The sequence below is a fragment of the Caballeronia calidae genome (genome assembly GCF_900044055.2).
Taxonomy (GTDB): Bacteria; Pseudomonadota; Gammaproteobacteria; order Burkholderiales; family Burkholderiaceae; genus Caballeronia; species Caballeronia calidae.
Window position 1 is genome coordinate 1 of record NZ_FCOX02000046.1, and the last position, 15,065, is coordinate 15,065.

General features: G+C 55.7%; 11 protein-coding genes and 1 pseudogene. 3 read left to right on the forward strand and 9 right to left on the reverse strand.

Annotated features, from left to right (window positions below):
* Positions 1–377 precede the first annotated feature (377 nt).
* The 9 genes and pseudogenes from AWB78_RS30335 to AWB78_RS30370 form a co-directional block, all read right to left on the reverse strand.
* On the reverse strand, positions 378–1,727 hold the full coding sequence (locus AWB78_RS30335; protein ID WP_096031872.1) for an MFS transporter: 1,350 nt from the start codon (positions 1,725–1,727) through the stop codon (positions 378–380).
* Between the two features lie 496 nt (positions 1,728–2,223).
* Positions 2,224–2,757: a DMT family transporter gene (locus AWB78_RS49850; protein WP_374729497.1), complete on the reverse strand. Its 534-nt coding sequence runs from the start codon at positions 2,755–2,757 to the stop codon at positions 2,224–2,226.
* Positions 2,693–3,034, reverse strand: a pseudogene (locus AWB78_RS49855) (EamA family transporter); the annotation flags it as partial. The pseudogene AWB78_RS49855 and the gene AWB78_RS49850, both read right to left, overlap by 65 nt.
* Before the next feature lie 219 nt (positions 3,035–3,253).
* The gene (locus AWB78_RS30345; RefSeq protein ID WP_062610299.1) at positions 3,254–5,437 is read right to left on the reverse strand and encodes a CaiB/BaiF CoA transferase family protein; all 2,184 of its coding nucleotides are present in this window, start codon (positions 5,435–5,437) and stop codon (positions 3,254–3,256) included.
* 8 nt (positions 5,438–5,445) lie between these two features.
* Positions 5,446–6,837 (reverse strand): MmgE/PrpD family protein, encoded by a 1,392-nt coding sequence (locus tag AWB78_RS30350; protein ID WP_062610302.1) that lies wholly within the window; start codon positions 6,835–6,837, stop codon positions 5,446–5,448.
* 213 nt (positions 6,838–7,050) lie between these two features.
* Positions 7,051–7,830, reverse strand: a complete 780-nt coding sequence (locus tag AWB78_RS30355) for an SDR family NAD(P)-dependent oxidoreductase (protein ID WP_062610305.1) — start codon at positions 7,828–7,830, stop codon at positions 7,051–7,053.
* Between the two features lie 104 nt (positions 7,831–7,934).
* Positions 7,935–9,077 carry an acyl-CoA dehydrogenase family protein gene (locus tag AWB78_RS30360; protein WP_062610307.1) on the reverse strand — a complete coding sequence of 381 codons (1,143 nt, stop codon included), beginning with the start codon at positions 9,075–9,077 and terminating at the stop codon, positions 7,935–7,937.
* Positions 9,078–9,097: 20 nt separating this feature from the next.
* Positions 9,098–9,874 carry an SDR family NAD(P)-dependent oxidoreductase gene (locus AWB78_RS30365; RefSeq protein ID WP_063959049.1) on the reverse strand — a complete coding sequence of 259 codons (777 nt, stop codon included), beginning with the start codon at positions 9,872–9,874 and terminating at the stop codon, positions 9,098–9,100.
* 27 nt (positions 9,875–9,901) lie between these two features.
* Positions 9,902–10,687 carry an enoyl-CoA hydratase/isomerase family protein gene (locus AWB78_RS30370; protein ID WP_062610311.1) on the reverse strand — a complete coding sequence of 262 codons (786 nt, stop codon included), beginning with the start codon at positions 10,685–10,687 and terminating at the stop codon, positions 9,902–9,904.
* A 500-nt stretch (positions 10,688–11,187) separates the two neighbouring features.
* On the opposite strand from AWB78_RS30370, the gene AWB78_RS30375 reads away from it, so the two are divergent.
* From AWB78_RS30375 to AWB78_RS49860, 3 genes are read left to right on the forward strand one after another with little or no spacing between them, the layout of a single operon-like run.
* Positions 11,188–13,437, forward strand: a complete 2,250-nt coding sequence (locus tag AWB78_RS30375) for a CaiB/BaiF CoA transferase family protein (RefSeq protein WP_157697671.1) — start codon at positions 11,188–11,190, stop codon at positions 13,435–13,437.
* On the forward strand, positions 13,430–14,641 hold the full coding sequence (locus AWB78_RS30380) for a thiolase family protein (protein ID WP_062610315.1): 1,212 nt from the start codon (positions 13,430–13,432) through the stop codon (positions 14,639–14,641). The genes AWB78_RS30375 and AWB78_RS30380 overlap by 8 nt, the downstream gene beginning before the upstream one ends.
* Positions 14,638–15,060: a Zn-ribbon domain-containing OB-fold protein gene (locus AWB78_RS49860; RefSeq protein WP_062610317.1), complete on the forward strand. Its 423-nt coding sequence runs from the start codon at positions 14,638–14,640 to the stop codon at positions 15,058–15,060. The genes AWB78_RS30380 and AWB78_RS49860 overlap by 4 nt, the downstream gene beginning before the upstream one ends.
* The last annotated feature ends 5 nt before the right edge of the window (positions 15,061–15,065 follow it).

Below are 15,065 nucleotides of genomic sequence, written 5' to 3' on the forward strand. Positions count from 1 at the left end.
GTCCAGTTTTCGCGCATCAGTTTTCGTATTCATACTTCTCTAACGCACGAGGCAGTATTTGGTGCACCGGTCAGTAATGCCGCCTTAAAACTGGCGAGGTCTTTCGGACCACGGTATGGGTGCAAATCACTCCCGCAGATCCCCGAGGCCTTCATTTGAACGACGACTTCTCCTTGCTCCGCCTTTGGATCCGGAAACTGAAGAAGCTCAACCTCACATTCACCCGGAAACGTCAAACCTAACATTCTTAGCCTCCATCCGCGTAGCAGACGCGGTCATTGTGATGGTTAAAGTCTTGTTGGATGTGAGACAAGCTTCCAGCTACAGCGAAACCTCATCTCACGATTCATCGCTGAATGCGCAGCATGGCTCACCGACTACCGCACGTCGCCCGCGCCGCTCGCGCGCGCTCGCTCCTCGAATACATTCAGTTCACGATCGTTGTCGTGAGTGTCGACAGACGTCCGAAGGGTAAGGTTCTTTGTCTCGGGGACAAATTGCACCATCAGAAAATTTAGAACTGCAAAACCCGTGACATACCATGCCGGAGCCATTGGCGTGTGAAGAACGCTCACCAACCATCCACAAATCAACGGGGTTGTTCCGCCCAACACTCCGACCGTCAATTGGTATGCAATTGCATGACCAGTACCCCGGTAACGCGTGGGGAATACCTCAACGCTAGTCACGGTGCACGCCGCGGCATAAATCCCAATTCCGATTGCGAGGATCACTTGCCCAGTGAGGGCGCCTACAACTGATCCACTTGCGACCATGTGGAGGGAAAGGTAAGCGACGAGCGCAATCCATACCGCTCCTGCAGACATCATGAATTTTCGCCCGAAACAATCGCTGAGATAGCCGGTGAACGGACAAAGAAGCGCGTAGACAGCGATCCCAGCACCATTCGCGAGAAGAGCCGTTCCAACGTCCAAACCGACCTGCTTCACCATGTACGTGTACATGTATCCGATAAGGAAATAGGCCGCTACGGCTTGAAGCGGCATCACCATCGCGACGTGCAGCATGGATTTCAGACCGGCCGGCGAGAACGACTCGAGAGGGGCCTTCTTGTCCGCTTTTTTTAACGCCTGCTTGTACTCCTCAGGCTCTTCGAGGCCTCGCCTCAGAAAGTATCCGATGACCCCGATCAAGCTACCGAGTAAAAAGGGAATTCGCCACCCCCAGTCACTATAGGTTTCCTTGCCGATCAGAAGTTGAAAGAAGAACAAGACTATGGCGACGCCTGCAATCGGTAGGCTACTGAAGCAATGGCCAGTTCCCACCCAACGCGCTCGTTTTCCGTCAGGAGCGGATTCCAAGACCAATGTCGTGCTTCCTGTGAACTCGCCTCCAAAGGCTGCTCCTTGCGCAAGTCGGCACAGCACCAGCAGAAACGGAGCTGCCAGGCCTATCGTGTGATATGTAGGAACAAGTCCAATAATGCCGGTTCCAGCTGCCATCACCCAAATTGTGAGCGCCAGCACCCTTACGCGGCCGAGCTTATCCAGCAAGTATCCAAATATTAATCCGCCCAATGGGCGAGCGAGAAAGCCAACCGCGAAAATAGCGAAGGTGCTCAATAACGCAGCGACTGGATCCCCTTGCGGAAAAAACTCTGACGCTATGACTGGCATAGTGAACCCAAAGACCGCGAAATCGTATTGCTCGCCGACGTTACCGATTGAAGCGGCGATCAATGTTCGCCTAGATGAATTCGCAACCAATTTTGTCTCCTCAATCATATGATTGAATGGCTTTCATTGCTCAGAGGGCGCTTCGAATGAGGATCACAGATCCTTCATGCAAATCGAGGCCCTTCCGAAGGTTCCCCAACGATACGGCTACCTCAATTACTCTATTTTTTTATCTCGACGTTTACATGAACCGATGAAACAGGCCCATTACGTTCGGCCACGGAAATTTTTAATACGTTGTACTAATCGTAATTTCATTGACACTCCCCCAAAACGTCACCGATCTCTCACGGGGTCACCCCTAACTTTCCTCTGGACAAACCTATGCCCGCCGCTGAGCTGGAAGCGTTCAATTTCGCTCCAAACGTTCGAACAAATAGACGCTGCATACACTGAATTTACGAGCCTAAGGTGTTGTGGAGTATAGGCATTTACCCTTCAATAGTCGAAATTCCATGCGTTTTTCGTTCTACTTTATTCGAACATTTTGGCCGAATGGACGCGTGCCCGTATTTCTAGCTCGCGCTTACTGATCTGAGGACTGCGAGATCGTGCGCGGAGCGAAAAAGAAGAACATACCGCTACCGATGATGACGAGTGTGCCCAAGAATGTTGGGGCGTCGGGCAGTTGCCCAAAGAAGCTGAAACCGAGAGCCGCAGCACCTACTATCTGGGCGTAGTTGAACGGAGATACGAAAAGTGCCAGCGCTAACTCGAACGCTCGCACAAGACAGTAGTGTCCGAGTCCTCCAAAGACGCCCAATGCGGCTATCGCGACTGCGTCGAAAGCGTCGTGCGGGGACACCCAGTTATACGGAAGAGCCAAGCTCGCCACGAGAAATCCTATACTGGCCATATAGGTATTCGAGGTTTCGGGTCGATCGTGCGACGCCAGTTTGCGAGAAAGGATCTGTGTTGACGTTTGAGCCATCGCACTTACGACGACGAGAGCCGCGGCCGGGGTGTAGTCCGGTTGCAGGACGCACAATGATAAGAGCCCCCGCGAACCCGAAGGCCACTGCAATCCAGTCTCTAGCCCCGACTCTTTCCCGCAGTACAAGCGGAGCGATTGCAGTCACCATGAGCGGCGCCGTGAAACCAATCGCCGTTGCAGTCGCTACAGGCACGAGACGCAGAGAATAAAACATTACGAAAGAAGAAAGGCAAAACAAGTTCGATCTGAGGCCCCGCAGCACCGGACGCGACGAGGAAAATAGCGAAAGACCACGCCTAGGAAAGAACACTACCAACATGAATGCAACGTGACCCGAATACCGTGACCAAAGTAACTCCGCGATTGGGTAAGCATGAGACAGGTAGGATACTTCGGCATTCACGGCTGGCAGAAATACCGCTCACGCCAGCATGTATATGACCGCTTTTCGATGGCCCGTGTGTTCGCTCATGCGAGTTTCAATGCGATAAGTTTTTTCCGAACTCCGAGGTCGCCAATGCTTCGTTCATTCTCGGCTTGGTCAGAGACCGGACGAACCAATGGCGGCACCCTTCTTTTGGCGCCCCCTTAGCCGATTTCCCCCTTTAGTACCGCAATTGATTCATCGCTGGTAGAGGGGCATGACAATAGTCTTGTCATCCTCTCCTAGCCCCGCGATCACATGTCTCACGCGTGGCGGCGTCGAGCGAAGCTTGAGAGGAGAACCAAGGACGGTCCACGTTGAATTCACCGAAGAGCGCTCAAGCAGAAGTTCACGCGCACGGATTTGAGTATCGTTCACGACCTCGGAGATTTCCAGTATCGGCACAGCCCTCATCCCCCGTTCGTTGCAGCTTTTCACGAACACCGCGCGGGTATCGCGCGAACTTTGGTCCTCGAACTCGTCTAGGCTTTCGACCAGGACATAGCCATCGCTGCACTTCACGATCCTTCGCTCAGCCTCGCCGGCGCCCCCCCCATTCCAGCAGTACTGGCTCGCCCAAGCTGAGGCGTCTTGCATGGAAACATCGAAGTAAACGCCGTTTCCGGTTCGGTCACGATACTCGAGCCCCGCAAGCAGCACCAAAAGTCCGAATTGGCCCCCAAGGATGTCAGATGCTGAGATTCCTTGCTTAAGCGGAACGGTCTCTCCGGGCGCACTCTCCATGAGCCCCGACATCGCTTGGATAACAGTGTCGAACGCGGGACGGCCGGGGTAGACCGAGTCGCTACCGAAACCGCTCACGGAGCAACCAACGAGCCGCGGATACCGCTCTCTTAGGATGTCGGGCCCGAAGCCAAACGCGGCCAGCGCACCTTGCCTCAGGTTCTCAATGAGGATGTCGGACTCTGAGAGCAGGCGGTGCAGAATCACCTTGTCTTCATCGACCCTTAAATCCAGTACGAGACTACGTTTGTCGGTGTTGATCAGGGCAAAAATCGGAGCCATGTCGGAGTCGGCTGCTCCGCCGCGAATTGGGTCTCCGCTCGGAGCCTCCACCTTGATGACATCGGCTCCTAGCGCCCCCAAATGTTTGCCAGCTAACGGAGCCACCGTATACTGACCGATCTCAATTACCCGTACGCCGTCAAGCGGAAGGCGCTCCGACGGCGGGTCGCCGTCGACCTTACCGGAACCTTCAAGTCGAGTCCGCTTGGTCAACAATCTAAGAACCGCATCCTTGTCCTCGCCGCTCCGGGGTACCCGTGTAGACGAAATCCCGGAGACTGGCCGCCCCCGCATGACGGTGGTCGGAATGAGAGAGCCGTCGGCAGTAGCAGCGTCGCGGACTTCGCCTACCAAACCACGGTGCGAAAGATTGGGCTCGTTCGCCAAAGCCGCAGCCTCTACAACGGGTCCACAAGCGACGCCTAAGGCGCTCAGCGCTTCGATGCACTGTCCAACCGTATGCCTCAACGTCCACTGCGCTATTTCTGCCTCCAGTGCACCGGTGTTTCGCTTGCGTGCGTCCACGGACACAAACCGAGCATCGCCGGCAAGCTCTGGTCGTTCGATTGCTTGGCAGAGACGCGCGAATTGCTCGTTGGTGACGCTACACACCATGATGTAGCCATCGTTGGTCCTGAAACTGTTCCATGGTGCGAACAAAGGATGCCGGTTCCCAGACCTGGATGAGTGGCGGCCCGACAGATGCACCGCTAGTTGGCTCGCCAAACTCATGAAGCCCACATCAAGCATGGCCATATCAATCCGTTGACCGAAACCATGAAGGCGCTGGACACGCATAGCCGCAATCACCGCTGACGCCGCATACAAGCCCGCGCTCATCTCAATCACTGGCACTGATCCAATCACCGGTGGCCCTTCTTGATAACCTGTCGACGTCGCGATCCCGCAAACAGCCTGGAGCATCGCTTCCGATGCTCCCTGCCCACGCATCGGCCCTGCGTGGCCGTATGCAGTAATGTCACAGACAATCTGTTTTACCGGTCGTGGCCGATCCCAGATAGTCCTCGGATCAAACCCGCTGAAGAACACGTCGGACCCGTCAAGGTCATCTGTGCTGGCTAGCAGGACGTCTGCGCTTTCAAGCAATTCAGAAAGAATCTCGCTGTCTCGGCTGCTGTCCTTGTCGATGACAATGCTGAGCTTGCCTGCAGTCGCACACGCGCGGTTACTCCACTTCCCGGTCTCACGCGCATTGCGCGATTCGACGACGATAACCGTAGCTCCAGCTTCCGCGAGCAGGCTACCGCAAGCGGCCACCGCAGTCCGATCGCCTATCTCCACGACAACCTTGTTCTCCAGGAAGCCTGCAGAGGGCGTGATAAAGGAATCTGCCATGTGGATCCTCACGTTTTGGTCATAGTGGGATCACTGACTAGCAAGCTAGTCAGTGATTCAACGCTTCCAGCGCATTCGAACGAGCTCACTGCATCAACAATTGCGTCTTGAACAGCTACATTGAGAATTCCTTCGGTCATTGATCGAAATTTGTTTTCGATCTGCTCGCTAGCCATCGGTCTTCGGGCAGAACTGCTCGAGTCAATAACTTCACCGAAAAGGTCCTCCCCGGCTCTTAGTCGAATTCGTACGCCGGCTGGGAAGCTGGTTGGGTACATCCCTTCGAGTCGTTCGTCCCATTCCGCCCTAACCTTGTTCGTCAGAGCAAGTACATCCTGGTTCAAGTAATGCTTGTCAGTGAACGATTGTGGGCTGCCCGGGTCCAGCATCACGGCAACGGCGGCCGTATACGGTAGGCTGTACTGCGCTGCCATCGGCGATCGCGGCGTGTACTCCATATGTCCCTCGATCATCGCGTTCGTGCCGAACACCTGGATGAAGTCGATATCGCTCGCGTCGAAGGGCCGATGCTTCCTGCACTCCCCGATAGCTTCAATCAAGCTATGAAACTGTTTGCAGCAGGCATACCGCTTCACACTTACCGCCGATATCTCAAAACGCTCACCTAAGCCATCTAAAACGCGGTCGAAGTTCGACGAATCTGCAAAAACCCGGGCGAACCCGTTTTCGCCGTCCAGCGAAGAGCCCGGTGCGGAGATCCCTTCCGCAGCCAACTGCGCCGCGAAAATGCCCCGTTCCGCCGGCATGCCCCCGTGGATCCGCTTGACCACGTTCCGCTCAGGATCAGCCGCGAACTCCATCAGTCCCGAACTCATAGATGCAGCCAGCCCCAAGGCGTCGATCACGGACTGCGTCGATAGTCCCATCAGCGTCGCCGCGGCTGCCGCAGATCCGAAGGCGCCGCAAGTCGCCGTAGGGTGGAATCCGTTGCGGATGATGGCGTTTCCGAAAGCCGCCCCGATCCGGCACTGAACGTCGTATCCCGTCACCATTGCCAGAAGGAAGTCCGCGCCACTTCGGCGAAACTTTTCAGCGACTGCAAGCGCAGCCGGGATAACCACACAGCCCGGGTGGTTGACGGACTCCTCATGAGTATCGTCGAGTTCAAAGCTGTGAGCCGCAGTACCGTTCGCAAATGCCGCAGCCCTCACCCCCACTCGTTGTGCCCCATACATGACACTCTCAGAGGCAGTGTTATCACGCACGGTAAAGGTTCGGACCTGCTTGCACCAGTCGCTCTGCGTGCCTAACATCGACACCCCGATATGGTCAAGCAACAGATCCTTTGCACGACGTGTCGCATCCTCAGGAACGGTGTCGAGCCGCAGGTCAACGGAAAATCTGCCAAGTCGCTTCGCGACGGGTTCAGTAAGCATCATTGTCGTTTGGTTCCGACGGTTTTAAGAACGGATTCCCATTTCCTCGATTCTTAATCATTAAACGTTGAACCTGTTAGGGCATACTTTTGATGAATTCAATATTAGGATCAGCGATTTTCTTCTTTCGCTTCAGCAGCGCAACGATCCGTGCGGTCTCATGCGCGCCTCCGCCCGACGAAAACCACTCATCGACTATTAACGGACTTGGTAGCGCTATGAAAGCTTTCGCCCACCAGTCGAGAATCCTCCGTCTGCGAAAACTGTCACACCAGTAACTAGCGAAGAATAATCTGAAAGCAGATAGGCAGCTAGATTAGCGATCTCCTGCGGTTTTCCCGGCCGTCCGAGTGGACCCGAAAGCCCAATTAGACGTTGTTCCGCCGCCTCGGGGTCCGTCGCTGCAGAGAGAGTTCCTTCTGTGCGAATGACACCCGGACAGATCGTGTTACATCGCACCCCGTAACTTCCGTATGTGTAAGCCAACTGCTTGCTTAGAGTTTCAATCGCAGCCTTCGAAATGGAGTACGCATCACACCCCATCCCGCCGAAATGCGCGTTGATAGACGACGTGTTAACGATCGAACCCTTCCCCTGGGCGACCATATGCGGGATGACATGCCGGCAGAGAAGTACTGATCCCCTAAGGTTGACTGCCATCGTGAAATCGAACGAGCGCATCTCCATATCAACACAGGATCCGGATCGCGTATTGACGGCCGCATTGTTGTAAAGACCGTCAATCGTTCCACACTTGTCGAGCACTGCGGCGACCGTGGTCTTAACCTGGTCCTCGTCTCGAATGTCACACTGGTATGAATGAAAGGCAGCATCGGGAATCGCGTCCCTAACCGCCGATTCCGTTTCCGCAAGGAGTTCCATCTTCCAATCGACCCCGCAGACAATGGCTCCTTCACGAGCGAACAAGACTGAAGCAGCCTTTCCGATTCCACGACCCGCTCCAGTAACGATGACTACCTTGTCTTTCAGATTCATATATCGCCTTCCATTTTCCTACACGTCGCACCCGACAGGCGAAGAAGCCATACCACCATCGCTCTGCATTCGTACCAACGCGCAAGTTTCTCAATCAAATCGCGTCAAGCACGGAACGCGTCGTAGGAGGTTATTTCACGGCCTTGGATCAATGTGAGGATCTCGGGTGTGCCATCAGGGATGGAAAGCATCCGCACATCGCGCGCCATCTGTTCCAAGCCGAGCTCCTGACTAAGACCCATCGAGCCATGAACTTGCATCGAGAGTGCGATAGCTCTCTCGCACGCGGACACAGCAAACCGCTTTGCCATCGCCGAAACACCATTCGCTCTCTCTCCACGGTCAATTGCTGCTAACGCGCTGTAACACAGCAGTCGACTCGCGCTGATCTCTGTTTCGATGTCGGCAAGTTGCTGTTGAATCAACTGAAACTTGCCGATCTCGCGTCCGAATTGCCGACGCGTCATTGCATACTCCTGTGCAGCTTCAAAAGCACGTTGCGCCAAGCTCACGGCAGAAAGCCCAATGATCGGCCGGTTGGCGAGCCATGTCAGTGTCAATACTTTTGCCGCATCACCGGTTCCCTCGATCAGATTGTCGAAGGGTATACAGCAGTCGGCGAAAGAAAGCTCGGATAAGTGGCACTGCTGCAACCCCATCATGGGTATTTCTTTTACTTCGAAAGCAGACTGCTGCCTGTCGACGATGACGCGGACCAAAACTCCCTGCTCGTCGAGGCAAGTTACGTTTACGAGGTCGGCAACGCTACCGTTGGAGATCCACATTTTTTGACCGTTCAGCACAAGCCTGCCCGCCTGGCGCCGAATCCGGGCGCGCACGCCGCGCGGGTCGGAACCGGTATCAGGCTCCGTCGCTGCGGTGCAAATGATGCGTTCAGCGCTGATAAGCTCACGCATCCATCGTTCGCGTTGGATTTCACTGCAGCCGTGATGGAGCCGCGTGATAGTGGTTTCGTGCGGGAGAAGGATAAACGCGACCGTGGGCGACAATTGCTCGCACATAAGCCCGTAGTCCAAAGCAGATAGACCAGGTCCGCCGGCGAACTCTGGAAGTCGCGCCGCGGTCAGTCCGAGCTGCGCCAAGTGCTGAAGTACCTCTTTTGTGGCAGCTTTCGGCAACGACCGGTGACAAGGGTGGGCATCCAGAATCGGTTGTAGCACCTCTTCGTTAAGCCTCCGCGTCGTATCGACCATCATGCGCTGCTCATGGGTAAGCGTGAAATCCATGGGAGTTCGTTCCTATGCCTTCATGCCATTGTGAATCCACCGTTCACACTGAGAGTCTGGCCGGTGATCCAACTCGCATCGTCGCTGCAGAGGAAGCCGACCGCCGCACCAATATCGTCCGGCTCACCGAGTCGGCCGAGCGGATACGCCTTCAGGACAGCCTTTTTCCGCCGCTCGTACGCTTCCTCTCCCATTTGAGCCCTGAGACTATCTTCGCGTTCGTTTCGCATCTCAGTATTGGTCGCGCCGGGAGAAACGATGTTGAGCGTGACGCCATCGCGGCCCAACTCCTGGGCGAGGGACTTGACGAGCGCAATGACGGCACCCTTCGCGGCAGCATAGTAGGACAGTTTTGCTTGGCCAATTTTCCCGGAATCAGACGCGAGGCAGACGACTCGTCCATATTTTTCTGCGGACATTGCTGGCAGGAACTCATGCAGGGCGTTCATGGTTCCATAGAGACAGACAGATAGAATGCGGTCCCAGTCGGCCTCGGTCGACTCAAGGAAGCGCTTGTCATCGACGAGCGCGGCGCAGTTAACCAAGACCTTAGGCGTACCCAGCGCATCGGCGATTTTTTCGCGCGCAGCGGCTACCTTCTCCTTGACCGTAACGTCGACCGACAGGCCCATCGCTCGAATGCCAAATCGCTCCTTGAGCTCGCAAGCGGCTCGTTCAGCGCGCGCTCCGTCAACGTCAAGAATTGCAATTGAATCGCAACTCGGCGCCAATCGAAGACAACTCGCCCAGCCAATTCCACGTGCACCACCTATTACCACGGCAACTCTTTTGCTCATGTTCGCCCCTCCGGCGTTCAAATTAGGTTAGCGCCCGGTGAACCGAGGTGCGCGCTTCTCGAGGAAGGCTCGAACGCCCTCCTGCTTGTCGGTGGTTGTATAGATGGTGTTTACAACAAAACCCTCGAATTCCAGAGCATCGTCCAACGACATATTCATCCCGGCATAGACCGCTCTTTTGCAGAATTGAAGACTTAACGGAGCGCGCTGTGCGTAGGTCTCGACCATATTTAGCGCTTCTTCAAGCGCGCCGCCACGGTTAGTCAGGCGGTTCAAAAGTCCCATCTGCCGTGCCCGGTTCGCGTCGACTGGCTCTGCAGAAAATAATATGTCCAATGCATTCGACACACCAATCAATCGCGGCAAACGCTGCGTCCCGCCCGCACCGGGCACGGTGCCGATTTTTGAGCTAGTGATGGTGTAAGACGACCCTTCGGCACCAACACGCAAGTCGCACGCCGTGGCTAGTTCTAGGCCGCCCGTGAGGCAGTAACCTTCGATCGCAGCCACAATCGGTTTCGGATTTGTTTCGAACAATTTGTTCAGGCGACGCCATCTCGACATGTATTCGGTGAAATCCCGCGCCGCCGACATGTCGCGCATACCGTTGAGATCCACGCCCGATGAAAAGCATGCACCCGCACCTGTCACGATCACTCCGTAAACCGCGTCGCTCACGCCCAAGTCTGCCAAGGCAGCCTCGATTTCGTCCATCATCTTGAAATTGATGGCGTTTCTCTTTTCTGGCCGGTTGAGTGTGAGTACACCTGCCGCCCCTACCTGCTCGACCTTAACCGTTTCGAATTCGCGCACCCTTATCCTCCTGGGATGATCATCCCGACGATCAAGAATCTTTGTTCGAACATTTAATCACATGTGTCGAAGACTAAAACTTGAAAGCCGGTCGATACATAGGCATTTTCCCTAGTCGAATAGCATCCCACACCGTGACTAACTTGTGATAAATGTTCGAACATTGTGAAGAATGAAAAGCACTGCCCAAACGTCATAGACGTTGCCGGACTGACGCGACGATCTCGCGCGTCGAGCGCTGTCCTCGGCGCTGACGGGTTCTAGATCTTGCAAACGGGTCGAATGCTCAGCGGTCCCAGCCTGCCTGGCCGGAGCGGGTTGGCGAGGCACTCGCCTTTGCGCTACGAGTTACTGGGACACGTCCGCGCGTCCTCGTCCAATGGCAGAGGACGTCTGACTAAATATGTCGATTGACCACTCAAACCATCTCCTATATTGTTCGAACAATCAAGTTGAAATATCGCCAAATTTTTGATCGCTACTGCGTGGGAGAGAGGCACATGCTGAAGGCAACCCCGACATCGTCGAACCGAGACGAGTCGGCAACAAAGGCTGACTGTTTTTTGACTGGTGTGACTGTGCTTGAGCTAGGGGAGCGAGTCGCAGCGGGCGCGTGTGGAAAGGTACTTGCAGAATTGGGGGCAACTGTAATTGCAATCGAGCCGTCGTCTCATACGGTCTCTGGAAAGTGGATAAATCGCGCAAACACAATGGCCGGGAAGCGCAGCATGGTCGTCGACCCAGAAAAAGATAGCGACCGCCGCCTGAAGCAGCTCCTCTTGCAAGGCGTTGACGTCATCATCCTGAGTTCCGATCTGTCGCACGAGGACATCGACATCTGGAATATGGAGCGCCCGACACCGCAGATTCTTTGTGACATCACCGCCTTCGGGCACACGGGCCCAATGTCTGGAGAAGCTGCTAGCGATGCCGCAATTCAAGCATGGAGCGGCGTGATGGATACGACCGGACTAAGCGAAAAACCACCTGCCGTCACTACGTCGCCTGTTCTTGAAATGTCGACCGCCATCTATGCTGGTTGCGCCGTCCTTGCCGCTTTGAAAGTTAGACTTCAAACAGGGTTTGGACAGCGAATCGACATGGCGATCTTCGACTGCGCCGTGAACAGTCTGCCAAACTATCTTGCGCTCCATCAGGCAGGAAGACACGTTGGGCGCGTAGGCAATAATCACCCGTTGCATATGCCGTGGGGCTGCTTCCGAACGCGTGATGGTCGCGTACAAATCTGCGCAGCCACTGATGAGCATTTTTCCAAGATCAGTGCTGCGATCGGCCGACCGGAGCTCGCTCAAGATCAGCGGTTTCACACCAATGATGCCCGCATGCGTAACCGCGTGGAGTTGAACGACCTGCTTGAAGCGTGGAGCCTTGGGCAGACCATGTCTGAATGCGAGCAGGTCATGTCCGCTATTGGCATCCCGTGCGGCGCCATTGTGCACGTTGAATCGCTATCGACCGAGCCAAATCTGGTTCATCGTCGAAGTCTGTATGAGTCGCTCGATCCGACCACCGGTGAATACGTTCGCCTGGCGCGCTCTCCTCTACGTAGCGAGATCGAGCAGTCGTCGGATGCCAAGAACATTCCGGCACCCAACGCTGACCGCGAAGAGATTAAAAACTGGCTCAAGCTGCGAAATGCAGAGGTGCAGGTGGCAACGCCAGTCAGTGGCGACCCTATTCTTCGTGGGCGGCCGCTCGATGGCGTCCGGATAATCGAAATTGGGCATTACACGGTCGCACCGCTTGCAAGTCGTCATCTGGGCGCACTTGGCGCAGACGTCGTAAAAATCGAGTCTCCTTCGGGGGATGCGACTCGTCGCAGTTCCCCGATGCGGGCAGACGGCCAGTCGTACATCTTCGCATTGAGCAACACTGACAAGCGGGGCCGGGTACTCGACCTGCGCAAACGAGACGATTGCGATCGGCTGAACCAGCTTCTTGAAGACGCCGACATCCTGATTGAGAATATGAAGCCAGGCGCGCTCTCGCGCTTCGGGTTTGGCGCAGCAACGCTAGCGAAGAGCCATCCTCATCTGATCACCGTATCCGTCAATGGGTTCGGCGGCGACTCTGTCTACCCAGGACGTCCAGCATTCGACACGGTGATTCAGGCTATGTCCGGCCTAATGAGCCTCACGCTCGTGGATGATGAACCGATGAAGACTGGCATATCGGCGTCGGACACCATCGGTGGGCAGTTCGGAATGCTGGCCTGCCTCGCAGGATGGATTCACCGCGAGCGATTCGGCAGTGCTGTCCACTTCGACATTTCAATGCAGGATACGTCCGTCTGGATTACCCAGAGCAACTGGCCTCCTGCCGCCCGCCCTTCCCCATTTGAATTGCTTAGGGCGAGCGACGGATATGTCTATGTCGAGGCCCCCGCAGCCCAAAAATGCGGCTTCCGCGAAACGCTGAGGACCTTTGGCGAAACGCGAGCATCGGTCATCGAACAATTGACGTCAGCCGGCATCAACTGCGCACCAGTGCTTTCCGTCAGGGAAGCCTTTGAACACGCACAGACCGCCGCCAGACAAATTCTGTTGAGGTCGACGAGCCAGGAAGGTGAGCCATGGCTTGTACTCAACTGTCCACTTGGTCTGTTGAGCACCCCTCCGCGGGTCCGCTCCGTCATGGGACGCCTCGCCGCCGGCAATCCGGAAGATGATCCGACGCAGCCATCGACTTCCACTGACACACACATCGGAGCATCCACATACCATGCCTAACCTTGATCGACTGAAGCGTCTGTCTGACGAAGTCGCGATTGTTGGCATCGGAGATACAGACTACGCCACAGATTACGTGCGCAGCAAAGAGTTCGCTCAAAGGAAACGCGCGGACCCGACCATCGCCCCAGGCCACGACGCCTACACGTTCGCCACGCGCGCATTAAAGCGTGCCCTTGATGACTGCGGTCTGGATGTGTCCGACATCGATGGTCTCGTTGTCGGACCAACTCTATCAATTGAGCGAACTGGTGAGGTGCTTGGCATCGAGTCGAGTTGGTCGTCACAGGCTGACGCTGTCAATGCAATCGTTGAGGCTGCGAGCGCCATTCATGCCGGGCTTGCAGAGTGCGTCGCTCTGGTCTACGGCAATGATCAGCGAAGCAATGAGAAGCAGTATGGTGGTCCGACGGCTGAGGGCGCGAGATTTCGGGCGTACGTAAACTACGCGCCATGGGGAATGACGTCCCAAGGCGGCTTTTACGCGATGATGACGCAACGGTACATGGCGTTACACAATGTCAGCGAAGCAGACCTAGCTCGTATTTCAGTGGCCCAACGCAAGTTTGCGCAACTGAACGACAATGCAATCATGAGGCAACCCCTCGCGGTCGCCGACTATCTGTCCGCCCGTTACATCTGCGAACCTCTGCGCCTTCCTGACTACTGCCTGGTAAACGATGGAGGGGTCGCGCTCATACTTACCACGGCCGAACGGGCCAAGCGAATGCGGCAATCTCCTGTGCTCATCACCGGAATTTCCCGAAGCGATATGAATCGCGACGCCACGAGCCTTCGTCCCCGGCTAATTGACTTCTACCACACAGCACATCGAAGTGCCGCCCAGCAGGCCTACGAGATGGCTGGGTTCGGACCGTCGGATATCGGGATGCTGCAGGTCTACGATAGCTTTAGTCCACATGTGCTGTTCGCGCTAGAAGGTTTTGGATTTTGCCCCATTGGGGAGGGCGCCCGTTTTATCGCAAACGGAAAGATCGAGCCGGGAGGTTCTTTGCCCGTCAATACGTCGGGCGGACACCTCTCCGAATCGTACATGCAGGGCTGGAACCACCAAGTGGAATCAGTGCGACAGTTGCGCGGGCATGCCGGGAAGCGACAAGTCGAGAATCTCCGAAGAGCGCAATACATCTCCGACGTTGCTGGAAAGGTGGCAAGCGTGATTTATACGAGAGGTAGCAAATGATACTGAGTGCGAGACCGCTGCCCATCATTGAAGCATACGATCGCCCCTTCTGGGAGGCGGTAAGCCTTCGTACTTTCAGCCTGCAGCAATGCGACGCCTGTATTCACGTTTGGTATCCGCCCGGACCCGTCTGTCCCCGTTGTCTTTCGGAGAAGTGGCAATGGAGACCCGTCACTGGGAAAGGGCGGATTGTCGCATGGACAACCTTCCACAGACAGTATTTCGAGGAGTTCCCTGTTCCCCATGTCGTTGTAAGCGTCGAACTTGAGGAAGGTCCGCTCGTCATAGCGGACCTTGCGAATAGCGGCACAGCTCAACTCCGGCTCGATGCGCCGGTCAGCATCCGATACGTCCCTGTGACTTCCGGGACCACCGAATGGCTGATCTATCAATGGGTGCTCGACACAAATGAGTCCTAGAGGTC